A 24,327-nucleotide genomic window follows, 5' to 3' on the forward strand; every position below is an offset into this window, starting at 1 on the left:
CAACCGGCCGTTCGATCTTGACCGAGGCAATCGGCAGGAGAGCCTTAACCAAGTTGCGATATCGCGAGTCCATGGCCGTAGCTGTCCGACTTCTCCGCGTTTCTGTGCCACGGCAGTATCTTTGGCCGCTCCTGTCGCTGCTCAGCGTATGCTTCGGTTTCATCTTCCTTCTCATTTTCCTGAGCACTCGTGCCCAGGATGCTCAGCAGCTCGAGCGGGAGCGGCAAGCGCTCGGGGGCGTGTTCGCCACCGCTTCCGCGATGGTGCAGCACGATCTGCAGGATTACGCCAAATGGGACGATGCCGTGCGTCACATCGGCTCGAGGTTCGATGCGGCCTGGATGGATGACAATGTCGTGGCCTATCTGGGCCGCACCCAGGGATATTCCGACATCTTCGTGCTCGGCGCGGACGATCGGACCCTTTACAGCTTTAACGACCGGAAGATCGCCGCGAAGACCGCTCACCTGCGTCTTGGCGCCGACTTCGTCCGCTCGATCGCCGAAGTGCGGCGCTTGCCGGCTGAGGGCAGCCCGATCGTCAGTGGCTTCACGCGCTCGGGCCAGCAGATCATGGTCTATGCCACGGCCGCCGTGGTGCCTCTGACGGGTAAGATCGCCGCACCCCCAGGGCCGACCCGCCTTCTGGTGATCGCCCGGCGCGTCGACGAGGCGTTTTTGGCGGACCTCACGCGCGAACTCAATGTCCACGATGTACGAATGACGCTGGAAAACCGGACAGCGGGAATGGACGCCATCGCCATCAAGGGCCGGTCGGGCGAACGGATCGCCTGGCTGGAATGGCGGTCGCATCACCCGGGTGAATCGCTGAGGCAGCATCTGGTGCCGGCGATCCTGGCGGTGGCTTTCGTCGCCTTTGTGGCTGCCGGCCTAATTCTTCGCCGGGGCGGCCAGTCGATCGAGGCTTTGCGCGCAAGCGAGCTTCTTGCCCGGCATCTGTCGGATCACGATACCTTGACCGAACTGCCCAATCGCCGCGCGCTAGGGGAGCGGCTGGGCGAGCTTGTCGCGGCAAGGCAAGGACTGGCCCTGCTGTTCCTCGATCTCGACGGGTTCAAGGACGCCAATGATGTCTACGGCCATAGTGCCGGCGATCTCCTGCTCAAGGAAGCCGCCGGTCGCCTGAAGGCCGCGGCGGGGGAGGCCTTCATCGCGCGCGCGGGCGGCGACGAGTTTGCCGTTCTCTTGGGATCGCCATCGCCTGGCGTGGCGGCCGAGACATGCGAGGCCATTCTCGAAGCGTTCTCGACGCCGTTCAAGGTTGGCGCCTACAGCATCACAATCGGGACCAGTATCGGCTATTTCGAGAGCGACACATCCTGCGATAGCGCGGAAGAGTTCATTCGCAAGGCGGACGTTGCCATGTATGCCGCCAAGGATGCGGGCAGGAACTGCGCGCGGGTCTACCACCCCTCGCTCGACGAAGGCCATGAAAGGCGCCAGCGGCTCGAGCAGGATCTCAAGCGCGCGGTCGAGAACGAAGAGATCTACGTCCGCTATCAGCCGATCGTCGATGCCCAGTCGGGCGAGGTCGTCGCCGTCGAGGCGCTGGCGCGCTGGTCTCATCCCGTCCATGGCGATGTCCCGCCGGACGTGTTCATTCCTATCGCCGAGATCAGCGGGCTGATCAACGCGATCGGCCGCCAGGTGCTTCTCCATGCCTGCCGGGAAATGCGCGAGACCGGGCTTGATCTGGCCGTTAACCTGTCGCCGGCGCAATTCTGGGATGGCAATCTTTACGACGAGGTTCAGCAGGTCCTGGAACGGACCAGGTTTCCTCCCGAGCGGCTGGAGCTGGAAATCACCGAAAGCCTGCTGCTGCGCCGTCCCCAGGTCGCGGCGGCTGTGATCGACCGGCTGCGCTCACTCGGTATCCGCATGGCGCTCGACGACTTTGGTACCGGGTTTGCGAGCATCGCCTATCTCCAGCAACTCACGATCGACCGGCTCAAGATCGACAGGTCGTTCCTTGCTCCGCTGGAATCGGAGCCTGATATGCGAGAGGTTCTGGTCTCCATCGTCGGCCTGGCGAAGGCCTATCGTCTTGAAGTCTGCGCCGAAGGGATCGAGACACCGGGACAGGCGCAGCTTGCGCGCCTCGCGGGCTGCGGACGCTTGCAGGGCTGGCTGTTCGGGCGCCCCCAAGCCGCGAGCGCCTTCCAGGCTGTGGCCTTGCGGGCTTAGGAGCGCGAGGAAGCGGTCGGCCGGTCAACGACCACGCTCGAAATCAATCAGTAAGGGGTGGAACGATCTTGTTGGCCTGGGCGCGCTGAATTGCACATTCCCGGGCGAGAAAGTCGACCAGCGCTCGTACCGATGGCAGAAGGCCGCGCCGCGACGGAAAGACCGCATGGACTATGCCGGCCTGTGGTCTCCAGTCCGGGAGTATGTGCGTTAGCCGTCCGGACTTAACGTCGTCCCAGATAAAAATCGTCGGTAGCTGTACCGCGCCCGCCCCCGCTATCGCCGCTTCCCGCAACACCGCCATGTCGTCGGTAACCAGCCGGGGGGAGTGGGGGACTGTCGCTAATTGACACACCCTACATCGAGCAGGTCGATGCACAGCGTGCCTTGCTGGGCGTCGAGCTGTCGCTGGTGCAGGTAAGGACCGATGAACTCACGACGCTGGTCGGACTTTATCAGGCCTTGGGCGGTGTACCGGAATGAATACGCGAAGACTTTCGGGACTGCGGCTTCAAAAAGCCGCTATCCCATCAAGATCGGGTAGAGGTACTCATTCCCCTTGTGCTGCAGATCGTCCAATTTCACGCATTCTCGAGGAAAACCAAAGGCCCGGGGCGCACCCAACATGAAAGTGATGAGCACTGTGATTATTGGGAAATTCTGGTTTCACTGCCCTCATAACGCCAGCTTTGCGCCCCACATCCGGCCGTTCGGCCTTGTCGCCGACGATTCCGAAAGCCGCCATTCGCTTCGCCAACGCTCAACTGGTTCAGGCCCGACATTGCGCTCACGGCCCAACAGGCGTGGCCACAATTATGTTCGGAGTGCAGCAATCAGGGCGTCCCGAGCCATGGCCACGCGCGGGTGTCGCAGCGATGAGCGTGCCCAGACGAGGTAGTAAGCGTTGCGCGGCACCGTGATCGGGGCGGGGATCTCGATCAGCGTGCAAGAAGCGCGTTCGCTGCGGGTGAGATAGCCGGGCAGCACCGTCCAGCCGAGGCCCGCGCGCAATCCCGACCGTAGCACCCGCAGATCGGGCGCGGTCAAGGCTGGCTGGCTGGTCAGCTCGATCTGGTTTGCCTCGAGCCAGGTCCGCAGCAGCGGCCGGTCAAGATCGTAGGCGAGGTGGACCGTCCGGTTGAGCCCGTCGGCAAGCGGCAATTCGGCAATCCGCATAGCCACGGCGGGCGAGGCTACGGCGCGCAGGTGCTCTTCGCCCAGCACATGAAAGGCCAACCGCGCATCTTCGGGTTGCGAGGCGGTGACGGCCAGGTGCACCTTGTCTTCGAGCAGCAAGGCATAGAGCGCCTCGCGTCCGCCGATATGCAGGCGCAGGTCAAGCCCTGCTTCCAGCAGCGGGGCCAGCCGGGGCGTGATCATCTCCCCCAGCAGGTCCGACGGCGCGGCGATGTGGACCGTGCCCGAGATGCGCGACGATCGGGCCCGCGCGCTGGCCAGTGCCGATTCCGCCGTGTCGAGGCTGCTTCCGATCGAAGCCGCGAGATCGTCGGCAATCGCTGTTGGTCGAACACCCCGCGAATGGCGATCGAACAAGGGACGGCCCAATTGCGCCTCGAGCGATGCGATGTGCTGCGACGCCGCCGGTTGGGTGATGCCGATTGCCCGGGCCGCCTCGCTCAGCGAACGACGGCGGTAGACTTCAACGAAGGTGCGCAACTGCAGGAGGGACATTGCGGTTCCATAAGCGGATTTATGGCCGTCCGCCATTCCCGCTGGATTTCATGATGCCGTTCCCTGCGTATCTAAGCCGCCGAAAGGAACGATCGAATGCAAAATCGCCGCCAATGCTGCAAGCCCTCACCGCTGTCCTGGTGGCGGGCGCGGCGCCGGCGGGTGCGTTTGCTCGTGTTCCCGACATCACTAGAAAAGGACAACTGACGATGACCCGCATTCTCATGGTGGCCACCTCCGCCGACCGCATGACTCCCGGCACCGAACCGACGGGTGTCTGGCTCGAGGAACTCACCACCCCGTACTACGCGTTCCGCGATGCGGGCGCCGAGGTGACGCTGGCCTCGATCAAGGGCGGCGCCATCCCCGTCGACCAGCGCAGCGTCAACGCCGACGGCGAGAACGACGCTTCGGTCGAGCGCTATCTGAAGGACGAGGCCCTGAAGGCCGAGGTTGCCAGCACCCCTGTATTCACAAGCATCGATCCCGCCGGCTACGACGCGCTGTTCCTGCCCGGCGGCCACGGCACCATGTTCGATTACCCCGGCAGCGACGAACTGGCGCGCCTGGTCGAACGCTTCGACCGCGAAGGCAAGATCGTCGCCGCCGTCTGCCATGGACCGGCAGGGCTGGTCTCGGCGAAGAAGGCCGATGGCACGCCCTTCGTCGCCGATCGCCGTGTCGCGGGCTTCACCGACAGCGAGGAACGCGCGGTCGGCCTCGATCAGGCGGTGCCGTTCCTGCTCGAAACGCGCCTCAAGGAACTTGGGGGCAAGCACGAGGGCGGCCCCGATTTTGCCCCCTTCGCCCTGCGCGACGGCAATCTGGTGACCGGCCAGAACCCCGCCAGCGCTACCCGCACCGCGGAGCTGGTGATGGAAGCCCTCAAGGACAAGGTCGCCTGATCATGCGCTATCTCCACACCATGCTGCGCGTCGCCGATCCCGAGGCGGCGATCCGGTTCTTCACGCTGCTGGGTCTAAAGGAGACCCGGCGCATGGAGAACCAGGCCGGGCGTTACACGCTGATCTACCTTGCCGCCGACGAGGATTTCCGCGGCGACGGCGAGCAGGGCGAAGCCGAGGTCGAGTTGACGTACAACTGGCCGCCCGAGGACGGCAGCCCTGCCGAGAAATACACGGGCGGCCGAAACTTCGGGCACCTCGCCTACGGGGTCGACGACATCTACGAAACGTGCGCGCGGCTGCAGGCGGGCGGCGTGACGATCAATCGCCCCCCGCGTGACGGATACATGGCGTTCGTCCGCTCGCCGGACGGGATATCGATCGAACTGCTGCAGAAGGGCGAACACAAGGCTCCGGCCGAACCCTGGGCCTCCATGCCCAACACAGGCGAATGGTGATGGCGAATTTGTTCGAACCGATTGAGGTTGGCGGGCTGCGGCTCGCCAACCGCATCGTCATCGCGCCGATGTGCCAGTATTCGGCAGTCGACGGCGCGATGACCGACTGGCACCAGATGCATCTCGGCCAGTTGGCGCTCTCGGGCGCGGGCGCGCTGACGATCGAGGCGACCGCGGTCAGCCCGGAAGGGCGCATCACCTACGGTGACGTCGGCCTGTACGATGACCGTACCGAAGCGGCGATGCGAAGCGTGCTCGAAAGTGTGCGCCGTTGGTCGGACATGCCGCTGATCATCCAGCTGGCCCATGCCGGCCGCAAGGCGAGCTGCGCCAAGCCGTGGCAAGGCGGAACGCAGATCGCCCCCGATGCGGAGAATGGCTGGCAGACCGTGGCACCCAGCGCCATTCCCTTCTCTCCGGACGACCATCCCCCTGTCGAACTGGACACGGCGGGGCTTGCCCGCATCCGGGGCGCCTTTGCCGACGCCGCCCGCCGCGCCGGCAGGCTGGGCATCGAAGCCATCCAGATCCACGTCGCGCATGGCTATCTGCTCCACGAGTTTCTTTCGCCGATCTCCAACCGGCGCGGCGATGAATACGGCGGCAGTCTCGACAACCGGATGCGGTTCCCGCTCGAAGTGTTCGATGCCGTGCGCGAGGCGTTTCCGGCCGACCGCCCGGTCACCGTTCGCGTTTCGGGTACCGATTGGGTCGAAGGCGGCTGGACGGCGGAAGAAACCGCACGGTTTGCGCAGGAACTGGAGCGGCGCGGTTGTTCGGCGATCCACGTGTCCAGCGGCGGCCTCGACCCGCGCCAGCAGATCCCTGTCGGCCCCGGCTATCAGGTGCCGCTGGCGCGGACGGTCAAGGACGCGGTTGCCATGCCTGTCGCGGCGGTCGGAATGATCACCGATCCTCAGCAGGCAGAGCGCATCCTCGAAGACGGGCATGCCGACACCATAGCCATTGCCCGCGCTGCGCTGTGGGATCCGCGCTGGCCCTGGCACGCCGCCGCCGCGCTCGGCGCATCGGTCAAGGCTCCGCCGCAATACCTCCGGTCCGAGCCCCCCGAGGCGGGCCGCATCCTCAAGGAAATGACACCATGAAAATCTCCGTCAAACTGCTTCTTGCCGCTGGCGCCGCCCTCTCGCTCGCCGCCTGCGCGACGACCCGCGAGGGTGCATCCGCGCCCCAGATCGAACAGGTCGCGACCTTCGATGGCGCGATGCCGACTGGCGTGACCGTCGCCCCCAACGGGCGCATTTTCGTCAACTTCCCGCAATGGGGCGACAACGCGCCGTTCACGGTTGCCGAGTTGGTCGACGGCAAGGCGGTGCCTTATCCCGATGCCGCGACCAACCGGCCCGATCCGGCCGACCCGGCGGGGCATTTCATCTCGGTGCAGAGCGTGGTGGCCGACGGCGCCAATCGCTTGTGGGTGCTCGACACGGCGGCGCCCAAATTCTCTCAACCGCAGGCCGGCGGTGCAAAGCTGGTGGCAATCAACCTTGCGACCGACCGGGTGGTGAAGACGATCGTCCTGCCGCCCAGCGTGGTGCTGCCCACGACCTACCTCAACGACGTGCGCTTCGATCTGCGTCAGGGCGCCGAGGGCGTCGCCTACATCACCGACAGCAGCAACGAGGGGGTCGGCGGCATTATCGTCGTCGATATCGCCAGCGGGCGTGCGATCCGGCGCCTGTCGAACCATGCGACGACCAACCCCGAGCCCGGCTTCACCCCGGTTGTCGACGGCGCGGTGCTCATGAACCGCCCGGCTGACGGCCCCGCGACGCCGGTCACGATCGCAAGCGACGCGATTGCGCTCAGCGCCGACGGCAGCCTGCTGTATTACGGTCCACTGTCGGGCCGCACGCTGCACGCGGTGCCCACGGCGATGCTGCGCGATCCCGCGGTGTCCGAGGAGGAGTTGAGCCGCGCGGTCCGCAGCCTGGGGCGCAAAGGCGCCTCGGACGGGATAGCCGAAGACGACAAGGGCCGCGTGTTCGCCGGCGATTACGAGAACAACGCGATCCGCATGCTCGACCAGGGCCGCTGGACGACGGTGGTCAGCGACCCGCGCATCAGCTGGCCCGACACGCTGTCGATCGGCACCGACGGCTATCTCTACTTCACCGCCAACCAGCTTCACCGCCAGCCAGGCTTCCACGGCGGGCGGGACTTGCGCCGCAAGCCCTACGAGCTGCTCCGCATCAAGGTGGGCACCGCTCCCGTCCTGTTGCGCTCGCGGTGACCCCATCAGGCCGGGCGGGCTCGCGCGGGCCCGCGATCCGGCGAAAAATCAACAACTGACTTGAAGGAATACTGTCATGACCAAGGGTATCGAAGGCAAGGTCGTTCTCATTACCGGCGGCAGCACCGGCATCGGCGCGGAAACCGCGCGTCTTCTCGCGGAACGCGGCGCCAAGGTGGCCATCGCCGCGCGGCGCAAGGACAGGCTCGACGAGGTCGTCGCGGACATCGCCGCAACTGGCGGCACGGCACGTAGCTACGCGCTGGACGTGACCGACAAATCGGCGGTCCAGTCCGTGGTCGCCGCAATCATTGCCGACTTCGGCCGCCTCGACGTGCTGATCAACAACGCCGGGCTGATGCCGATCCGTCCGATGGCCGAGGTCAACACCGACGAGTGGGACCAGATGATCGACGTCAATCTGAAGGGTACGCTCTACGGCATCGCGGCGGCCCTTCCCGGTTTTCTCGAGCAGGGCAGCGGTCACATCATCAACTTGAGCTCGGTTGCAGGCATCAAGGTCTTCGCACCGGGCGGCACGGTCTACTCCGGCACCAAGTTCGCCGTCAGCGCGATCAGCGAGGGCTTGCGCCACGAGGTGGGGGAAAAGGTCCGGGTCACGTCAATCGAGCCTGGAGCTGTCGAGAGCGATCTGAAGTTCACGACCTCTGGCACGGCTGCCGAGACGGTGCTGGACTTCTACAAGCAGGCCATTCCGGCGGCATCGGTGGCGCGTGCTATCGCGTTCGCTGTCGAACAACCTGATGACGTCGATGTCAACGCGATCGTCATCCGGCCGACCGCACAGCAGTTCTGATTTCGACGAGGAGGCGGGGCCGCGTGTGCTCCGCCTCCTGGGGAACGTACCGGCCCGCTCGTCCGTTATTTTGCCAAATGATATCTGTCCGTTTAACTTGAGGAGTCGATGATGCCCAAACTCGCGCTGTACGTGCCACTGAAGGCCAAACCCGGTAAAGAGAGCGATGTCGCCAATTTCCTGACCTCGGCATTGCCGCTCGTTCAAGCTGAGCCGGGCACTCTGACCTGGTATGCGATCGAGGAAGGTCCCGGTGCGTACGCGATCTTCGATACGTTCGACACAGAGGAGGATCGGCAGGCCCATCTTGACGGCAAGGTTGCCGCCGCGCTGATGGAGAAGGCGGAAGAACTGTTCTCGGAACCGCCGCAGATTCACAAGTTCACCCTGCTGGCCGCGAAATAGCGGAGCGGTCGGCACCCCAAGCTGCCGTACGACTGCACGGTTAGGGTCGCCTGCCCTCGGGAATGGACGGCCCGGCCGGCTCTGGAACTAAAGAGAAGAATACGACAGGCCATCCGCGATAGTGGATGGCCTTGTCTTTTGCGCTTATCCGGCCTTTTGATGCTGCTGCTGATAAGTCGGCGTTGATGTGTTGGGTTATCATGGCGCCGTTGGTTTCGCAGGAACTTCTTGAGGTCATCAATCTGCCGCTTTTTTAGATCGTCCTGGCCCAGGCAATCGAAAAGCCGCCGTAAATCGATCCTAGAGTTGCCGAACGGGAAGGAACCGCTCAGGCATCAGGCGGTTTAGGAAACAGACATCGGTTGGAAAGATGCGATGCTATGCGCCTTTGCGCTGGTCCGGATCATCAGCAAGCTCTCGATTTGATGACGCCCAGAGCAGAGCTACAAAAGGAGAAGATCCGTGAAAGCTATCGTGTACAACGGGCCCAAAGACGTTTCCGTCAATACCATCGATGATCCCAAGATCGAAAAGCCAACCGATGTTATCATCCGGCTGACCACGACCAACATTTGCGGGTCCGACCTTCACATGTACGAGGGCCGTACCAGCTTTGAGAAGGGCAGGGTCTTCGGTCACGAAAACCTTGGCGAGGTCATCGAAGTCGGCGCTGCCGTAGATCGTATCAAGAAGGGCGATCGCGTCTGCATGCCGTTCAACGTCGGTTGCGGGTTCTGCGAAAATTGCGAACGCGGTCTGACGGGTTTTTGCCTCACGACCAATCCTGGAACCGCCGGCGCAGCGTATGGCTTTGCCGAGATGGGGCCGTGGCAAGGCGGTCAGGCCGAGTTGATGCGCATTCCTTATGCAGACTTCAATTGCCTGAAACTGCCCGAGGACGCCGAAGAGAAGGAGGACGACTATGTCATGCTCTCCGACATCTTCCCGACGGGTTGGCATGGCGTCGAACTGTCAGGTTTCTTGCCTGGTGAGAGTATCGCGATCTATGGGGCTGGTCCGGTCGGTTTGATGGCCGCGCACTCAGCCGAAATTCGCGGTGCCTCTCAGATCTTCGTGGTCGATTCTCACGATGACCGACTGAAACTCGCCGAGGCGATGGGCGCCATTCCGATCGACATGCGCAAGGGCGATCCCGCCCAGCAGATCCTTGACGCAACCGGCGGCCTCGGGACCGACCGGGGGGTCGAGGCGGTCGGATACCAGTGTTGCGATCGCCACGGCAAGGAGCGCAGCAATTACACGATGAACTGCCTCGTCAAAAGCACGAAGGCCACCGGCGGAATCGGTGTCGTCGGCGTGTTCATTCCGGAAGACCCGAACGCGCCCGACGATCTCCAGAAGGAAGGCAAGATGGCGTTCGACTTCGGCAACTTCTGGTTCAAGGGCCAGAAGATCGGCACCGGCCAGTGCAATGTAAAGCACTACAACCGGCGACTGATGAAGCTTATCGAGCAAGACCGGGCCAATCCTGCCCAAATCATCTCGCACCGACTGCCGCTTGATCAGGCACCAGACGCCTACAAGCATTTCGACGAGCGCGATGCTGGTTGGACGAAGGTCGTGCTCAAGCCGGGCACCTGACCTTGGTCTTCGACGGAATAGGAAATAAATCATGACTTTGGAAGGCAAATCAGTTGCCATTCTGATCGCACCCCGTGGGACGGAAGAACCAGAATTCTCGAAGCCCAAGCAAGCTGTCGAGGACGCTGGTGGCAAAGTGACCGTGATCAGTTTTGAACCGGGCAAGGCTCGCACGGTCAATAGCGATCTTGACGAGGGCGGCAGCTATACTATCGACAAAACGTTTTCCGAGGTGATAGCCGACGATTTCGACGGACTTGTTGTGCCCGGAGGGACTGTCGGTGCCGACAAGCTGCGCGGCAGCGTCGAGGCAATTGGTTTCATCCGGGCTTTCTTTGATCAGAAAAAACCTGTTGCGGCCATATGCCACGCACCCTGGACATTGATCGAGGCGGGCGTGCTTGAGGGTCGCACCTTGACGTCCTACCCGACGCTGAAGGTCGATATCGAGAACGCCGGCGGTGCATGGACCAATGAGGAAGTCGTGGTCGACAACGGCCTTGTTACCAGCCGCGATCCCAATGATTTGCCCGCCTTCTGTGCCAAACTCGTTGAGAAAATCGCAGAAGGTGTCGGCGCAGCGCCCGCAGCAGGGAATTAAGGCGGGGCGTTTCGACGAAACGATGTGAGGGCCCTCTCCCTGGGGAAGGTCCGCACAAAGTGAGCGTGGCGGATGGCCGGCGATTGGCTGTCGGCCACGCCGCGTATCACACGAACACGGCGCACCTGACGGGCACTCAAACCCTAACCCGCGTCAACCGCGGTGACACATCGCCGGCTCCCGCTTCCAGATTCGACCCATTCCAACGTGTGGTCGAGATGCACCTGATCGAACGCCCGTTCGGTCAGGTTTACGACCTACAGCGCCGCTTTGAGATAGGGGGCAGTGAGACTGCCTTCCGCTTCCGCAACGACGCCAGGGACTCCGCTGGCAACGATACCGCCACCATCTTCCCCGGCCCCCGGTCCCAGATCGATGATCCAATCCACCTGCGTGATGGCGCGCATGTCATGTTCGACGACTACGACCGTATTGCCGGCGTCGACGAGGCCCTGCAGGTGTTGCATCAGCCGGTCGGCATCTGAGGGGTGAAGCCCCGAAGTTGGCTCGTCGAGGATGTAGATCGTGTTGCCGCGCTGGGCGCGTTGCAGTTCAGTCGCCAGCTTGATGCGCTGCGCCTCCCCGCCAGACAGCTCGGTCGCCGGCTGTCCGAGCCTCAGATAGCCAAGACCGATCTCCCGCAACACGTCGAGGGAGCGCATCACAGATGCCTCGCCAGCGAAGAAATCGCACGCATCGTCGACCGTCAGTTCGAGCACTTGGGCGATATTGCGCCCGTTCCATTCGACTTCGAGTGTTTGCGGGTTGTAGCGAGAGCCGTGACAGGTCGAGCAGGGCGCAAAAACGCTCGGCAGGAACAGCAGCTCCACCATGACGTATCCCTCGCCCTCGCAAACAGGGCAGCGGCCTTGCGCGACGTTGAACGAGAACCTGCCCGGGCTGTAGTGCCGCCGGCGGGCGAGCGGCGTATCAGCGAAGATCCGTCGCACATGGTCGAACATGCCGCTGTAGGTGGATAGGTTCGAGCGCGGCGTGCGGCCGATCGGTTTCTGATCGACCCGCACCAGCCTGCGAACATGCTCCATGCCCGCGATAATGCGTCCTTCAGTATCGTTCTGAACAACATCGAGCAGCGGATCGATATCCTCCTCCGCGGCCACGGGGGAGCCGCCGAGGTGTTCCGTGACAAGCTCGGGCAGAGCCTGACTGACAAGACTGGATTTGCCCGATCCCGAAACGCCGGTGACAGCGGTGAAGCAGCCGATGGGAAACTCGACGTCGAGACCATGGAGATTGTTCCGCCTGATCCCTTCCAGGCGTAGCCATGCCTTGGGATCGCGCGGTGTGCGCTCACTCCGAAGCGGCTCTGCGAACAGGTAGCGGCGGGTGATCGAAGTTTCGACGTCGGCAAGCCCCTCTATCGGCCCGCTGTAGAGGACTTCACCGCCCTTCTCCCCGGCTCCTGGCCCGACATCGACGAGCCATTCCGCGCGGCGGATCACGTCGAGATCATGTTCGACGACGAACAGGGAGTTGCCCGCCGCCTTGAGACGCTCGAGGATAGTGAGCAAGGCTTCGCCATCTGCCGGGTGCAACCCCGCCGAAGGCTCGTCAAGCACATAGACCACGCCGAAAAGCTGTGACGACAACTGGGTGGCAAGCCGCAAGCGCTGCAGCTCTCCGGAGGAGAGCGTCGGCGTGCTGCGGTCGAGCGAAATGTAGCCAAGGCCAAGATCGATCAGCGGCTCGAGCCGCTCGATCAATTCGCAGGCGAGGCGTTGGGCGGCGATCCGCTTCTCGTCAGAGAGATTGGGCGTGCGGCGCACGTCGGGCGCGCTCTTGTGCGCAGAGCCGCCCGCCGCAACCCGTTGTTCGACCGCTGCATCGCGGGCCACTTTTTCCAGAACATGGCCCTTCGAGGCGGTGGAGGCCGTCCCATATTCGCCATGCGCTACGGGCATCAGCAAGTCCTTCAGCTTGAGCACCGTCAGGTCGCCGAACTCGGCAATGTCGAGGCCGGCGAATTTGACCGACAGGGCTTCGCGCTTCAGGCGCTTGCCATCGCAGGTCGGGCAATCGCGGCCGATGATATATTGCGAGACGCGCTTCTTCATCAGCGCGCTTTTAGTGTTGGCGAAGGTTTCCAGCACATAGCGGCGCGCGCCGGTGAAGGTGCCCTGGTAGCTCGGCTCCATGCGGCGCTTGAGCGCCGTCCGGGTCTGTTCGGGCGTCAGGCCCGCATAGACCGGCACCGTCGGCGCCTCGTCAGTGAAGAGGATCCAGTCGCGATCCTTTTTCGGCAGGTCGCGCCACGGCGTATCGACGTCATAGCCGAGCGAAACGAGGATATCCCGCAGGTTCTGGCCATGCCAGGCGGTCGGCCAGGCGGCGATCGCCCGATCGCGAATGGTGAGGCTGTCGTCAGGAACCATCGTCTCTTCGGTCGCGTCATATACGCGGCCGATGCCGTGGCAGGTCGCGCAGGCCCCCGCGACCGTGTTGGGGGAGAAATCCTCCGCATAGAGCATGGGCTGATGGCGCGGATATTCGCCCACGCGGGAATAGAGCATCCGCACGAGGCTGGAGAGCGTCGTCACGCTGCCGACCGAGGATCGCGCGTTGGCCGAGCCGCGCTGCTGCTGCAACGCGACCGCAGGCGGCAATCCGTCGATCGTGTCGACCTCCGGCACGCCGGCCTGGTCGATCAGGCGACGGGCATAGGGCGCAACCGATTCCAGATAACGCCGCTGGGCTTCGGCATAAAGGGTGCCGAACGCGAGCGATGACTTGCCCGAGCCCGATATGCCGGTGAACACCACGAAGGCGTCGCGCGGTACATCGACGTCAATATTTTTGAGGTTATTCTGGCGCGCGCCGCGAACCTGCACGCAAGCGGGCGGCCCTGTATTCCCATGATCGGTGGCCTGCGTCGTCGCGTGAATATCCTTGCTCTTCAATTCAGTCTTCCTGCCCTATACGCCCGTGCGGCCCGTGATTCATCAAGATCGGGTGACCGATGAATGCATTTCCGACTCAAGACATCCAACGGCCAGGCTGGCCTGATGTTCGGCACCTTTGAAGTATTTTTCCGGCATTAGACAAGGTTACGACAAAACCATTTCTCCCGTTGGTCACGTTAGCGTCCGCGCTCGTGGTGTAATTTCTGGTGTAGATTGAGATGATCGCATGGGGTGGGGCATGCCCCACCCCATGCGATTTCGATCTCGGTGGCCACCGGGCTCATCGGTAAGGTGGAGTTACCACACTTCACACGCCCACCGAGGAGTTGATCCCGATGACCAACGACAGACTACCGCTTGCCGAGCTGATGGCGAAGACTGGAGATGGAGATTTCCTGCGCACGATCGCCGAGAGCGTATTACAGATCATCATGGAGGCCGACGTCGATGGCCTGGTCGGCGCTAGCCGACACGAGCGCTCCGGCGACCGGACGACCTGGCGGAACGGCTACCGCGACCGCAGCCTCGATACCCGGCTCGGCACGCTCAACCTGAGGATTCCCAAGCTACGGACCGGCGCCTACTTCCCTGGCTTCCTGGAACCCAGGAAGACCGTCGAGAAGGCGCTGGTCGCGGTGATCCAGGAGGCGTGGATCGCCGGCGTCAGCACCCGGCGTGTCGACGAGCTGGTGCAGGCCATGGGCATGACCGGCATCTCCAAATCCTCGGTGTCCAAGCTGTGCAAGGATATCGACGAACGTGTCCATGCCTTCCTTAAGCGGCCGCTCACCGGCGACTGGCCCTACCTCTGGCTCGATGCTACCTACCTCAAGGTGCGCGAGGGCGGGCGGATCGTCAGTGTCGCCGCGATAATAGCCGTTGCCGTCAACACCGAGGGCAAGCGCGAAATCGTTGGCCTTCACATTGGACCCTCCGAAGCCGAGCCATTCTGGTCGAGCTTCCTCAAGGACCTCGCACGCCGCGGACTGACCGGCGTGAAGCTGGTCATCTCCGATGCCCACGAGGGCCTCAAGGCAGCGATCACTCGCGTGCTCAGCGCCACCTGGCAGCGGTGCCGCGTCCACTTCATGCGCAATGCCCTGGCCTACGTGCCCAAGGGCCAGAACACCGTCGTCGCCGCTGCCATCCGCCAGGTCTTCCTCCAGCCCGACCATGCCGCCGCGACACAGGTCTGGCGCCAGGTCGCCGACCAGTTGCGTACCCGCTGGCCAAAGCTCGGCGCCTGCATGGACGATGCCGAGCACGACGTGCTGGCCTACATGACCTTCCCCGAGCAGCACCGCGTCAAATTACATTCCACCAATCCACTGGAACGCCTGAACAAGGAAGTGAAGCGCCGCGCCGATGTCGTCGGCATCTTCCCGAACGAGGATAGCATCATCCGCCTCGTCGGCGCCGTCCTGCTGGAGCAGAATGACGAATACCAGCTCCAGCACCGCTACATGCAGATCGAGGGCATGGCCGCCCTTGCTACACCAATGATCGAGGAGGCACAGCCGCTACAGATTACACCCAAGGCCGCCTGAAAATGCAGCCCGCTGGCCACACCCAATTCTACACCACATTGACGGACGCGACCTTGGTCACGCGACGAGGCCACACACGCTCCGCTGTCAAGCGCCTGGGCCACACGGCCCTGGTCCGTGCCGCTATCGGCATGTAACGACCGCACTTCGGCGCTTTTTACCGCATCGCGACGCGTTGCCCACTTGCCAGAGCGCGCGTCATCATGGCCGGGGTCGGGCCATGATGACGGCCGAGTTGTCGATCCGAGCGCCTCGCGCCGCGTCTTAGAACGCGACTGAACGGTCGATGTTGGCGGCGTCGAGGAAGAGGGGGAAGAAAATGCTGTCACCCCAGATAACCGGACTGGTCATCCGGAACTTCCTCGATGACTGGTGTTGCCAGAGGCGCCTGGGATCGGCGGGTCAGTAGTGAATGACCGTGCGGATCGACTTGCCTTCGTGCATCAGTTCGAACGCCTCGTTGATCTCCTCCAAACCCATGGTGTGGGTAACGAACGGGGCCAGATCGATATCGCCTCTCATGGCGTCCTCGACCATGCCGGGGAGCTGTGTACGTCCCTTAACGCCGCCGAAAGCGGACCCCTTCCAGACGCGGCCCGTAACGAGCTGGAATGGACGGGTGGAGATTTCTTCGCCCGCGCCGGCAACGCCAATCACGATCGACTGACCCCAGCCACGGTGCGCTGATTCAAGAGCGGCGCGCATGACATTGACGTTGCCGATGCACTCGAAGGTATGATCGATGCCCCATCCCGTCATCTCGATCAGCACTTGCTGGATGGGCTTGTCATGGTCCTTGGGGTTGATGCACTCGGTCGCACCGAACTGGCGTGCCAGCTCGAACTTGGACGGATTGGTGTCGATGGCGATGATGCGACCCGCCTTCGCCTGGCGGGCGCCCTGAACCGCCGCGAGGCCGATCCCGCCAAGGCCGAACACGGCGACCGAGTCTCCGGGCTGGACCTTGGCGGTATTGTGGACTGCGCCGATGCCGGTCGTGACGCCGCAGCCCAGCAGACAGACATGTTCGGGGTTTGCCTCGGGATTGATCTTGGCGAGCGAGACTTCGGCGACGACAGTATATTCACTGAAGGTTGAACAGCCCATGTAATGATAGAGGGGCTGACCGTTGTACGAAAAGCGGGTGGTCCCATCGGGCATCAAGCCCTTGCCCTGCGTTTCGCGGACAGCGACGCACAGGTTGGTCTTGCCCGACAGGCAGAAGTCGCACTTGCCGCACTCGGCGGTGTAGAGCGGAATCACGTGATCGCCCGGCTCGACGCTGGTGACGCCTTCACCGACCTCGACAACGATACCCGCGCCCTCGTGGCCCAGAACCACCGGGAAAACACCCTCCGGATCACTCCCCTCCAGCGTATACGCGTCGGTGTGGCACACACCGGTGTGCGTCACCCGTATGAGGACTTCGCCTTTCCGGGGTGGAGCGACATCGATCTCGACGATTTCGAGTGGCTTGCCCGCCTCGAAAGCTACAGCGGCGCGAGATTTCATGTTGGGATACCCTCGTTGAGTTAAACTGATTGCTGGTGGGAGGTCGTTGCGTCGTCGCAAATTCGACGACATTCTCATACTGGTAGGGAGTATCTTTATCATACTCCCTACCAGTATACAAGAGGTGTCCTGGCGAGGATCTCAAACCAGAGAAGGCAGCAGGGGCTGGCTTCTAAGTTCGGGAGAACGCGGGCAAGAAAATGAGCCTGAAATTGTCATTTAAGATAAGTACGCAGAATCTTCATTACGCCCTCCACGCCGTCATCGTGATCGCCGCCTGCGCCTCCGACGGCCCGATCTGCGCCCGCACCGAATGTTTCCCTGAGATGACTCTCCATCACTTCTGTCATCAGTCCATTTGTCGCACCACGCATGGCGACAATTTGCTGCAGCAGGGGAGCGCAATCGGCCCCCGCTTCGATCGCGCGTTCCAGAGCGTCCGCCTGACCCTTGATACGCCGCAAGCGTGTGATGGCTCGCTTCTTGTCCTCTGATGAATGTGGCATCGCGTTCTCCCGAGAAATCGCTCCAGCATACTATACAGGGGGGGAGTTTCAATCCTGCACAGAGCCGGGCGTTTTTATGATCGGGCGAGGTTCCGGTCATGCTCTCAAGGATGCGCCACGAGCAGCCTTGGCACGGGCGCCGCAAGTCCGATCCTCTGTCGGGGAAGGGGGGCGCGATCGCTCACTCCCCCACCGGTATGCCGGTCAGACCGTAACGACGACCTTGCCGATCTGCTCGTTCGATTCGAGGAAGCGGTGCGCGTCCTGGATGGCGTCGAGCGGGAAAGTGCGCGCGATCCGCGGCTTGAGCGCGCCCGATTCCAGACCCGCCACGATGAACGCCTTGGCGCGATCGAGGGCGGCGTCGTCCGAGACGATCTCACTGTAGAGATAACCCTTGAGCGTGAGGCTCTTGCCCAGCACGGAGAACAACGGGAACGGCGTCGGCTCCTCGCTGAGCGCGCCATATTCGAGCAGGATGCCGCCGCGCGCCATGCTCGCGGTCAGCGGCTCGAACGACGGGCCTCCAACCGGGTCGAGCACCACGCGCGCACCTGCACCATCGGTTATCTCCATCACCCTCGCCACCAGATCCTCTTCCCCGGTCGCGACGACATGATGTGCACCGGCATCAAGCAAGGCCTGGCGCTTGGCGCCGGTACGCGTCGTCGCGATCACCGTCGCGCCGACCATCCGCGCAATCTGGAAGGCAGCAAGGCCGACGCTGCTGGAAGCAGCGGTGACGATGACGAAATCACCTTCGCCGAGCTTCGCCTGCTCCACCAGCGCACCCCAGGCGGTGACATACTGCATCCACACGGCCGCCGCTTCCTCGAACGACAGCGCCGCCGGATGCTTGACGACGAGGCGGGCGGGCACGTTGGCGACCTCGCCATAAGTGCCCCAGCGCGCGATATCGAGCGGAGGGATGACGCTGACGGCTTCGCCTTGCGCAAACCCGGTCAAGTCCGCGCCGACCTTAACGACGGTGCCGGCAGCCTCATAGCCAAGGCGGCTCGGGAACTCGGCTTCCTGAAGGTAGGCATGGTTGCGGAACATCACCTCGGCGCGGTTTATGCCTATCGCCTTGACCGCGATCTGCACCTCGTCGGCCGCGGGCGCGGGCACTGCCAAATCTTCAATCTTGAGGACACTGGCGTCGCCATATTCGTGGATTCGAACGATGCGGCTCATGGGACATTCCTTGATTATTGAACGATCGTTCTGTATCGATGTCAGCGACGAGGCTCAAGCTATTATTTATCGATCATTCCATATCAGGCGCCAGAAATGACAGAGACGAAAGCACGTCGCGGCGCAGGTCGCCCTCGCGTGTTCGACACTAACGCAGCGCTCGACAAGGCGGTACGGCTGTTCTGGCAGCGCGGCTACGAGGCGACTTCGATGGCCGATCTGGTGGCAGAGACTGGCGTCGCCGCCGCCAGTTTCTATGCGGCGTTTGGCAACAAGGCGGGGCTGTTCGCGGCGGTGATCGAGCGCTATGCCGCGACGTTCAGCGTCCACCTCTATGCCCCCATCAACGACCCGGCGTTGTCCACCTTCGAGGCCGTCAAAGGCCTGCTGGAGCGAGCGGCGTCATCGTTCTCGGAGCCTGGAACGCCGGCCGGCTGCTTCATGTATTCGGCAGCGGCAGCCGTGTCGCCGGCGTCCGCCGCCATCGAATGCCTGCTGCGCGACAAGCGTATCGCGGCGGAGGCCCTCCTGATCGAGCGTCTGCATCGCGGCGCCGCGCAGGGCGAGCTTGCGGCCGATGCCGATCCGGCCGTGCTAGGCAAATTCATCAATACGGTCATGGAAGGCATGTCCGTTCAAGCGCGCGACGGCGCTACGATTAACGAACTGCTCTCCATCACCAAAATGGCACTCGATCGATGGCCGGCTGCGGTGTAATCGTCCAGGCGAGATCGTCCTTGATGTTCTAGCAACAAGCCTCTGTCGACTAACAACCAAGCCCACTGCGAGCCCAGTCCGTATGTCCGGATTGACCTGATCGCGCCAGCTCCCGCTCAAAGAAAATGCCCGCGCCCGGTTGAAAGGACTTTTCTACAACATCCGTGTAGGTCGGCTTTCCCGGCCTGCTGAAGTCCGGCGTGACGCGGTTGATGTAGGCCCAGTGGTCGAGCGCCCGCGAAATAAATTCCGGACCATAGCACATTGGGAAGCGGCCCCTCGAAGGGGCGCATTGCCTTGATGAAGGCAAGGGCGCGTAGCGCCCGCAGGCTTCATCAAGGCAGTCATGATCGGCCCGCAGGTCTCTAAAGTGAAGTTGTCGACTCAACCCTTTGGAGACAGACCGACCATGACCAAGCGTAGCTCTAATCCCACCGACGCCGTGCTGGTAGCCATCGATATGTCCAAACACCGCCAGGAGGTCCTGATCGAACGTCCAGAAGGCGGACGCCGACGTCGCATGACGGTGATGGCGACAAAGGCAGATTATGATCGCCTAGCCACGGATCTTAGCGACATCGGGCGTCCGATCATCGTCGGCTTCGAGGCTACTGGTAACTACCATCGCACGCTGGCGCATCGCCTGCTGTCCGCCGGCTTCGAGTTGCGCTTGATCTCGTCCGTTGCCTTGGCTCGAACGCGCGAGGCTCTGCACAATGGCTGGGACAAGAACGATTCCAAGGATGCGCAAGTGATCCTGCACATGCTGCGGATCGGCGCCACCCAGCGATACGTCGATCCGCTCGCCGCCGGGATCAACGACCTGCAGGAGATGTCGAAAACGCACGAGGCGATCTCCAAGGCTAAGACGCAGACATGGCATCGCATCCTGACCCACTACCTGCCGCTCTATTTCCCGGAGATTGAACGCTTCGCTGGCAACAGCCGATCCGACTGGTTCCTTGCTCTGCTCGAACGATTCCCGACTCCAGCCAGCATGACTGTGCTCGGCCAGGAGACTTTCTCCCGCGAAGCATGGGACTTGGTCGGCCGCAAAGTGTCCAAAGCCCGGCTGATCAACGATATCTACGAGACCGCCTGCGCCTCCGTGGCGCTACCTGTCAACGAGGATTCCGTCTCGATCGCTATGTTCCGCATGGTGATCGCCCAAGCACGCAACCTGATCCGGCAGCGCGACGAGATCGAGCGAACGGCGCATGCCATGCTGGCCGAAAACCGCGATTATCAGCTTCTGCGCATGATCCCCGGCATTGGGCCCATCAATGCGTTGACCATTCTCGCCGAGGCAGGCGATCTACGCCGCTTCAGCCATCACCGTCAGTTCCTGAAGTTCTGCGGTCTTGATCTTGCGACCCGGCAGTCCGGTACATTCCGAGGCCGCACGATGCTGTCCAAGTACGGTAATGCGCGATTGCGGCGGACCTTTTGGATGGCTGCCCAGGTCGCCGCACGTCAGCGCAACAACAGTTTCCGCGACAAGCTCGGACGATACACTGCCGGGCACGCGGATGATGCCGATCGTCGCCGCAAGGCGATGACGGCGCTCACCGCCAAGATGGCGCGCGTTGCCCATGCCGTCATCAAGACGGGGACAGAGTACCGACCGTTCCTTGAACGGTCGGATGCCAGGTGGAAGGACCCCTCTCTGCAAGTGCCGTGAGGGCGCGAAAGCGACCCTGTAGATAATGTTCGGGCCTTCCACCTGGGTGCGTATCTCGTTCTAAGGACGGTGAGGACCACGGCCGCTTCGGCGCCGCTGGATCCTGTGTTTGCTATGGCAGGGAGCGATCCCGTTGACGGTGGAAGCCATCTGGCTCAGAATGCATGCCTCGCCGCTCAATGTCGGCGCATAGAGATCTGTTGACCAAATCTCGCTTTCCTTCGTGACCCAGGACGTTATCCACCCTGATCTTGGCAGGCGGACTGCCGCGCTCGAACAGCAGGCGGTCCATGACATCGACCACCTGTTCACCCTTGATCCCCTGATCGACGTGGATCGCCAGGCACTCGCGGGTATAGGCATCGACAACATCTCCAGCTTAAATCAGCGACAGGTCGTTCCTTGCTCCGCTGGAATCGCAGCCTGACATGCGAGAAGTGCTGATCTCCATCGTCGGCCTGGCGAAGGCCTATCATCTTGAAGTCTGTGCCGAAGGGATCGAGACGCCGGGACAGGCGCAGCTTGCGCGCATCGCGGGTTGCGGCCGCTTGCAAGGTTGGCTGTTCGGGCGTCCGCAAGCCGCGAGCGCGTGCCAGACCGTGGCGTTGCGAGCTTAGGAGCGCGAGGGAAGCGGTCGTCCGGTCAACGACCGCGCCGACCCTGCGGAACGATCATGGCCGAACGACGGGCGAGCAATGGGCCGCCTCGATGCGCCACTGATCGCCCGGCAGCCGGTGCCAGCAGCGCGTATAGGCGAAGGTGCCGCTGAAAGGTTGCGCGTCGTAGGATCCCGACAACTGGACCGTGACGCAGACCACCGCGCTGTCGCCTAGGAGGCGAATGAGGGGTGGCTCGATGGGGTCCAGTTGTTCGATGCGAAGCAGGCCGGACTGGTGAGCGCCGAGATCATCGCCCTTGTCGAGCCGCACGCCGACCTGGTTGGTAAAAATCAGATCGGGGCTGAGCAGGGCATCGAGGGTCGCCGCATCGCTGGCGAGCATCGACGCGCGAAGCCGGCCTTCGGCATGCTCGATCTGCGCGCGGTCGTCCATAAGCAGGCCTGCCCCAAAGTCGTTTGAAAGGGAGGGCGGTCAACGGCCGCCCAGGATCGATCCCAATATGCCGCCGAGTCCGCCGGCTGATGCGGCGCTCCCGGAGGACCCGCCGCTACCGGCGAGCGCACCGGCAATGCTGCCGAGAATGGATTCCAGTCCGCCCTGCTGCCCCCCGGAGCGCTTGGCGAGGTGCCCCGCGACAAGCATCGCGAGGATAGGGAGCATCTTCTTGAGGATCGCGGGATCGAGGCCAGTGGCTTGCGATGCTTTCCCGGCGACCTCCCGGCTGACGTCCTTCGAGCCGAACAGGCTCGCCAGCAGTTGATTGCCAAGGCCGGTGTCAGTGGGGCTGGAGCCGACGACATTATCGATGAGCCCCGAGCCGCCCAACGCCTGGACCTGCGCCGCTAGACCCGCCGGCTCAACCGGGGCCGCCGTCTTGCCGTCGATACTGCCGATGAGCGAGGGAACAAGAGCCTGCGCCCCGCGCTCGGCATCTTCGCGTGAAATGCCAAGTTGCTGGGTCAAGGCGTCGAGGCTTCCTTCGGGAAGCAGATCGGCAAGGTTCATGTCACGTCTCCATTTCGCATGCGGGGCGGGGCAGCGTTGCACCAAGGGGTGGGCATCATCGGTCAGGGCGTCAACAGGCTTTCAGCCGCGCCGATACTTGCGCAGCGATGAGGCGGACAGTTCGGCGCGGCCCGCGGCGCCAAGAGCAAGCGCCGGCCCTTGGGATCAAGGGCTACCGTGACGATTTCGACGCGCCCTCGGCCCTCGAGGCTGCCAGCCAATAGAGGACCGCGGCGATAAGCCAGAGGCCGGCGAACAGGGCGCTGAATGTTCCGCCGCGCGCATCAATCTGTGCGCCCATCGCCGCGATGCCTGCCTGGGCAGCGGCAGCCGCGCTATGGGAGATCGCCATGCCCAGCGGTCTGAAGCGCGCCATCGCCGAGCCGATGAAGGCGATGATGGGCACGCCCGCGAAGAGGAGGTTGAAGGGACTGTCTTCCGAGCCGATCATGCCGACCGCGAGATTTGCCCAGATCATCAGGGTCCCGGAAAGACCGATGAGCGTCATGAGAAGCATATGAGGTTTTGCTGAAAAGTGCCGCCGCGCGGATATCATTTCGGCCAGTTCGTCCTCGATCCCGAGGATCGGCCCTTGCTGCGTGACGGCGTTCCGGTCGAGCTCAACGCTCGCTATCTCGACGCACTGGCGCTTCTCGTGCGCAATGCCGGGTCGCTCGTCGGCAAGGACCGTTTTCTGGGGGAAGTCTGGAAAGATGTGCCTGTCACCGACGAGGCGCTGACCCAATGCATCCGGCTCCTTCGCCAGCGTCTGGGTGACGATGCGAGCCGTCCGCATTTCATCGAGACGGTACCCAAGCATGGCTACCGCTTCATTGCCGAGGTCAACTGGCGCGAAGGCTCTGCCCCGGCCGAAGACTCGGCCCCCACACGCTTCACCCGTCGGCCGCGCCCTCGGCGCTCCGCCGCGTAGCGATGATGGCGGGAGCCGGAACGCTGGGTGCTGGGGGCGCCGGATTGATCGGCGGGCTCGCCTATGGGTTTGTCGCCGCGACGCCGCCACTGCCAGGCGGAGGCGGCGCCGCGTCCTCCGTCTTCGTGTTGCTCTGGCTCACCTTGGCGGTGGCTTTCGTGGGCGGCGCGAGCGTCAGCCTGGGGATCGCCATAGCCGAGGCCGCAGGCAAACGCCCATGGCTTACTCTTGGCGGCGCAGTCGGCGGAATGATCGTCGGCGGCGTCGTGAAGTTGCTTGGGATCGACGCGTTCAATCTCCTGTTCGGCCAGTCACCGACAGGGATTACGGGCGGGCTCGAGGGGCTTTTCCTGGGGGCTGGGGTAGGCCTTGGTGCTACTTTGTCCGGCATGGGCCGCTCTGATCGTTCCCTTCGCTCTGTGGCAGCGCGCGCGGCGCTTTGCGGCGGTGCGGCGGGCAGCGTTGTCGTTCTTCTTGGCGGACATCTCATGGCCGGGAGTTTCGAGCAACTCGTCCAGACATTCCCGCAATCGCGGATCGGCCTTGCGCAGATCGGCGGCCTGTTCGGCGAGCAAGGTCTTGGTCCGGTGGCCGAGGCGGCCTCTGCGTTCGTTGAGGGCGCGCTGTTCGCGGCGGGCGTGGTCGTTGCCATGAAGCTCGCGCGCCGTGATTTGGACAGGCCTGAAGGCCGCTCGGCGGCGTCGTCCGGCCTGGTCACGAGCGGCAGAGGCAGCGCGCCTCGGTTGGGTTAGGGC

23 protein-coding genes and 3 pseudogenes are annotated in these 24,327 nt (G+C 63.2%); 16 read left to right on the forward strand and 10 right to left on the reverse strand.

The features are described from left to right. Window positions 1-17: 17 nt before the first annotated feature. Entirely contained in the window at window positions 18-2,204 is a 2,187-nt protein-coding gene (locus CJD35_RS18155; RefSeq protein WP_244917331.1) for a putative bifunctional diguanylate cyclase/phosphodiesterase, read from the forward strand. A gap of 43 nt (window positions 2,205-2,247) precedes the next feature. Here the strand turns inward: CJD35_RS18155 and CJD35_RS18160 are convergent. Together CJD35_RS18160 and CJD35_RS18165 are read right to left on the reverse strand one after the other, a co-directional pair. Then, window positions 2,248-2,553, reverse strand: a pseudogene (locus CJD35_RS18160) (LysR substrate-binding domain-containing protein); the annotation flags it as partial. A 464-nt stretch (window positions 2,554-3,017) separates the two neighbouring features. After that, a complete protein-coding gene (locus tag CJD35_RS18165; protein WP_095687334.1) occupies window positions 3,018-3,896 on the reverse strand; it encodes a LysR family transcriptional regulator in 879 nt (292 codons plus the stop codon). Window positions 3,897-4,105: 209 nt separating this feature from the next. Between CJD35_RS18165 and CJD35_RS18170 the strand changes: the two genes are divergently transcribed. The 9 genes from CJD35_RS18170 (at window position 4,106) to CJD35_RS18205 (ending at window position 10,938) form a co-directional block, all read left to right on the forward strand. Beyond that, window positions 4,106-4,801: a type 1 glutamine amidotransferase domain-containing protein gene (locus CJD35_RS18170; protein WP_095687485.1), complete on the forward strand. Its 696-nt coding sequence runs from the start codon at window positions 4,106-4,108 to the stop codon at window positions 4,799-4,801. Next, window positions 4,801-5,259, forward strand: coding sequence for a VOC family protein (locus CJD35_RS18175; RefSeq protein WP_095687335.1), 459 nt, complete (start codon window positions 4,801-4,803; stop codon window positions 5,257-5,259). The genes CJD35_RS18170 and CJD35_RS18175 overlap by 1 nt, the downstream gene beginning before the upstream one ends. Next, on the forward strand, window positions 5,253-6,365 hold the full coding sequence (locus CJD35_RS18180) for an NADH:flavin oxidoreductase/NADH oxidase (RefSeq protein ID WP_095687336.1): 1,113 nt from the start codon (window positions 5,253-5,255) through the stop codon (window positions 6,363-6,365). Before CJD35_RS18175 ends, CJD35_RS18180 begins: the two co-directional genes overlap by 7 nt. After that, window positions 6,362-7,513 (forward strand): L-dopachrome tautomerase-related protein, encoded by a 1,152-nt coding sequence (locus tag CJD35_RS18185; protein WP_095687337.1) that lies wholly within the window; start codon window positions 6,362-6,364, stop codon window positions 7,511-7,513. Before CJD35_RS18180 ends, CJD35_RS18185 begins: the two co-directional genes overlap by 4 nt. A gap of 76 nt (window positions 7,514-7,589) precedes the next feature. Next, window positions 7,590-8,330 (forward strand): SDR family oxidoreductase, encoded by a 741-nt coding sequence (locus CJD35_RS18190; protein WP_095687338.1) that lies wholly within the window; start codon window positions 7,590-7,592, stop codon window positions 8,328-8,330. A 111-nt stretch (window positions 8,331-8,441) separates the two neighbouring features. After that, a complete protein-coding gene (locus CJD35_RS18195) occupies window positions 8,442-8,735 on the forward strand; it encodes a putative quinol monooxygenase (RefSeq protein WP_062106251.1) in 294 nt (97 codons plus the stop codon). A gap of 125 nt (window positions 8,736-8,860) precedes the next feature. Next, entirely contained in the window at window positions 8,861-8,992 is a 132-nt protein-coding gene (locus CJD35_RS23465) for a hypothetical protein (RefSeq protein ID WP_276327795.1), read from the forward strand. A gap of 205 nt (window positions 8,993-9,197) precedes the next feature. Beyond that, window positions 9,198-10,337, forward strand: a complete 1,140-nt coding sequence (locus CJD35_RS18200; RefSeq protein ID WP_095687339.1) for a glutathione-independent formaldehyde dehydrogenase — start codon at window positions 9,198-9,200, stop codon at window positions 10,335-10,337. Between the two features lie 31 nt (window positions 10,338-10,368). Beyond that, window positions 10,369-10,938: a type 1 glutamine amidotransferase domain-containing protein gene (locus CJD35_RS18205; protein WP_095687340.1), complete on the forward strand. Its 570-nt coding sequence runs from the start codon at window positions 10,369-10,371 to the stop codon at window positions 10,936-10,938. A gap of 257 nt (window positions 10,939-11,195) precedes the next feature. On the opposite strand, the gene CJD35_RS18210 is transcribed toward CJD35_RS18205, so the two are convergent. After that, entirely contained in the window at window positions 11,196-13,787 is a 2,592-nt protein-coding gene (locus tag CJD35_RS18210; protein ID WP_095687341.1) for an excinuclease ABC subunit UvrA, read from the reverse strand. Between the two features lie 407 nt (window positions 13,788-14,194). Here CJD35_RS18210 and CJD35_RS18215 point away from each other — a divergent pair, with 407 nt between their 5' ends. Further along, the gene (locus tag CJD35_RS18215; RefSeq protein WP_095686774.1) at window positions 14,195-15,406 is read left to right on the forward strand and encodes an IS256 family transposase; all 1,212 of its coding nucleotides are present in this window, start codon (window positions 14,195-14,197) and stop codon (window positions 15,404-15,406) included. Between the two features lie 402 nt (window positions 15,407-15,808). On the opposite strand, the gene CJD35_RS18220 is transcribed toward CJD35_RS18215, so the two are convergent. The 3 genes from CJD35_RS18220 to CJD35_RS18230 all read right to left on the reverse strand — a co-directional run bounded on the left by CJD35_RS18220 (window position 15,809) and on the right by CJD35_RS18230 (window position 18,618). Further along, complete coding sequence (locus CJD35_RS18220; RefSeq protein ID WP_095687342.1) at window positions 15,809-16,918, reverse strand: S-(hydroxymethyl)glutathione dehydrogenase/class III alcohol dehydrogenase; 1,110 nt, start codon at window positions 16,916-16,918, stop codon at window positions 15,809-15,811. A 215-nt stretch (window positions 16,919-17,133) separates the two neighbouring features. Continuing rightward, window positions 17,134-17,424 carry a metal/formaldehyde-sensitive transcriptional repressor gene (locus tag CJD35_RS18225; RefSeq protein ID WP_095687343.1) on the reverse strand — a complete coding sequence of 97 codons (291 nt, stop codon included), beginning with the start codon at window positions 17,422-17,424 and terminating at the stop codon, window positions 17,134-17,136. Between the two features lie 204 nt (window positions 17,425-17,628). Further along, window positions 17,629-18,618, reverse strand: coding sequence for a zinc-dependent alcohol dehydrogenase family protein (locus CJD35_RS18230; RefSeq protein WP_095687344.1), 990 nt, complete (start codon window positions 18,616-18,618; stop codon window positions 17,629-17,631). Window positions 18,619-18,756: 138 nt separating this feature from the next. Between CJD35_RS18230 and CJD35_RS18235 the strand changes: the two genes are divergently transcribed. Continuing rightward, window positions 18,757-19,335 carry a TetR/AcrR family transcriptional regulator gene (locus CJD35_RS18235; RefSeq protein ID WP_244917332.1) on the forward strand — a complete coding sequence of 193 codons (579 nt, stop codon included), beginning with the start codon at window positions 18,757-18,759 and terminating at the stop codon, window positions 19,333-19,335. A 409-nt stretch (window positions 19,336-19,744) separates the two neighbouring features. Next, window positions 19,745-21,038: pseudogene (locus CJD35_RS18245) on the forward strand (IS110 family RNA-guided transposase). Window positions 21,039-21,251: 213 nt separating this feature from the next. Here the strand turns inward: CJD35_RS18245 and CJD35_RS18250 are convergent. Beyond that, window positions 21,252-21,386 (reverse strand): annotated as a pseudogene (locus tag CJD35_RS18250) (IS3 family transposase); the annotation flags it as partial. A 67-nt stretch (window positions 21,387-21,453) separates the two neighbouring features. Between CJD35_RS18250 and CJD35_RS18255 the strand changes: the two are divergent. Continuing rightward, window positions 21,454-21,633 carry an EAL domain-containing protein gene (locus CJD35_RS18255; RefSeq protein WP_244917333.1) on the forward strand — a complete coding sequence of 60 codons (180 nt, stop codon included), beginning with the start codon at window positions 21,454-21,456 and terminating at the stop codon, window positions 21,631-21,633. A 54-nt stretch (window positions 21,634-21,687) separates the two neighbouring features. Here CJD35_RS18255 and CJD35_RS18260 read toward each other — a convergent pair whose 3' ends face one another. The 3 genes from CJD35_RS18260 to CJD35_RS18270 form a co-directional block, all read right to left on the reverse strand. Then, window positions 21,688-22,068 carry a nuclear transport factor 2 family protein gene (locus tag CJD35_RS18260; protein ID WP_095687348.1) on the reverse strand — a complete coding sequence of 127 codons (381 nt, stop codon included), beginning with the start codon at window positions 22,066-22,068 and terminating at the stop codon, window positions 21,688-21,690. Between the two features lie 39 nt (window positions 22,069-22,107). Next, window positions 22,108-22,641: a DUF937 domain-containing protein gene (locus CJD35_RS18265; protein WP_095687349.1), complete on the reverse strand. Its 534-nt coding sequence runs from the start codon at window positions 22,639-22,641 to the stop codon at window positions 22,108-22,110. Between the two features lie 172 nt (window positions 22,642-22,813). Further along, window positions 22,814-23,197, reverse strand: coding sequence for a hypothetical protein (locus CJD35_RS18270; protein ID WP_244917334.1), 384 nt, complete (start codon window positions 23,195-23,197; stop codon window positions 22,814-22,816). Here CJD35_RS18270 and CJD35_RS23165 point away from each other — a divergent pair. Beyond that, a complete protein-coding gene (locus tag CJD35_RS23165) occupies window positions 23,177-23,572 on the forward strand; it encodes a winged helix-turn-helix domain-containing protein (RefSeq protein WP_244917335.1) in 396 nt (131 codons plus the stop codon). The genes CJD35_RS18270 and CJD35_RS23165 overlap by 21 nt on opposite strands. Before the next feature lie 44 nt (window positions 23,573-23,616). Further along, window positions 23,617-24,324, forward strand: a complete 708-nt coding sequence (locus CJD35_RS23170) for a hypothetical protein (RefSeq protein ID WP_244917336.1) — start codon at window positions 23,617-23,619, stop codon at window positions 24,322-24,324. The last annotated feature ends 3 nt before the right edge of the window (window positions 24,325-24,327 follow it).

It is taken from the genome of Sphingobium xenophagum (assembly GCF_002288285.1).
Lineage (GTDB): Bacteria > Pseudomonadota > Alphaproteobacteria > Sphingomonadales > Sphingomonadaceae > Sphingobium > Sphingobium xenophagum.

Bases quoted from the DNA above. Each gene is read 5' to 3' on its own strand.
- CJD35_RS18170 (WP_095687485.1), top strand. From the start codon at position 4,106: ATGACCCGCATTCTCATGGTGGCCACCTCCGCCGACCGCATGACTCCC.
- CJD35_RS18230 (WP_095687344.1), bottom strand. From the start codon at position 18,618: ATGAGCCGCATCGTTCGAATCCACGAATATGGCGACGCCAGTGTCCTC.
- CJD35_RS18260 (WP_095687348.1), bottom strand. From the start codon at position 22,068: ATGGACGACCGCGCGCAGATCGAGCATGCCGAAGGCCGGCTTCGCGCG.
- CJD35_RS18195 (WP_062106251.1), top strand. From the start codon at position 8,442: ATGCCCAAACTCGCGCTGTACGTGCCACTGAAGGCCAAACCCGGTAAA.
- CJD35_RS18215 (WP_095686774.1), top strand. From the start codon at position 14,195: ATGACCAACGACAGACTACCGCTTGCCGAGCTGATGGCGAAGACTGGA.
- CJD35_RS18270 (WP_244917334.1), bottom strand. From the start codon at position 23,197: ATGATATCCGCGCGGCGGCACTTTTCAGCAAAACCTCATATGCTTCTC.
- CJD35_RS18180 (WP_095687336.1), top strand. From the start codon at position 5,253: ATGGTGATGGCGAATTTGTTCGAACCGATTGAGGTTGGCGGGCTGCGG.
- CJD35_RS18265 (WP_095687349.1), bottom strand. From the start codon at position 22,641: ATGAACCTTGCCGATCTGCTTCCCGAAGGAAGCCTCGACGCCTTGACC.
- CJD35_RS23465 (WP_276327795.1), top strand. From the start codon at position 8,861: ATGGCCTTGTCTTTTGCGCTTATCCGGCCTTTTGATGCTGCTGCTGAT.
- CJD35_RS18205 (WP_095687340.1), top strand. From the start codon at position 10,369: ATGACTTTGGAAGGCAAATCAGTTGCCATTCTGATCGCACCCCGTGGG.
- CJD35_RS18190 (WP_095687338.1), top strand. From the start codon at position 7,590: ATGACCAAGGGTATCGAAGGCAAGGTCGTTCTCATTACCGGCGGCAGC.
- CJD35_RS18185 (WP_095687337.1), top strand. From the start codon at position 6,362: ATGAAAATCTCCGTCAAACTGCTTCTTGCCGCTGGCGCCGCCCTCTCG.
- CJD35_RS18220 (WP_095687342.1), bottom strand. From the start codon at position 16,918: ATGAAATCTCGCGCCGCTGTAGCTTTCGAGGCGGGCAAGCCACTCGAA.
- CJD35_RS18225 (WP_095687343.1), bottom strand. From the start codon at position 17,424: ATGCCACATTCATCAGAGGACAAGAAGCGAGCCATCACACGCTTGCGG.
- CJD35_RS18165 (WP_095687334.1), bottom strand. From the start codon at position 3,896: ATGTCCCTCCTGCAGTTGCGCACCTTCGTTGAAGTCTACCGCCGTCGT.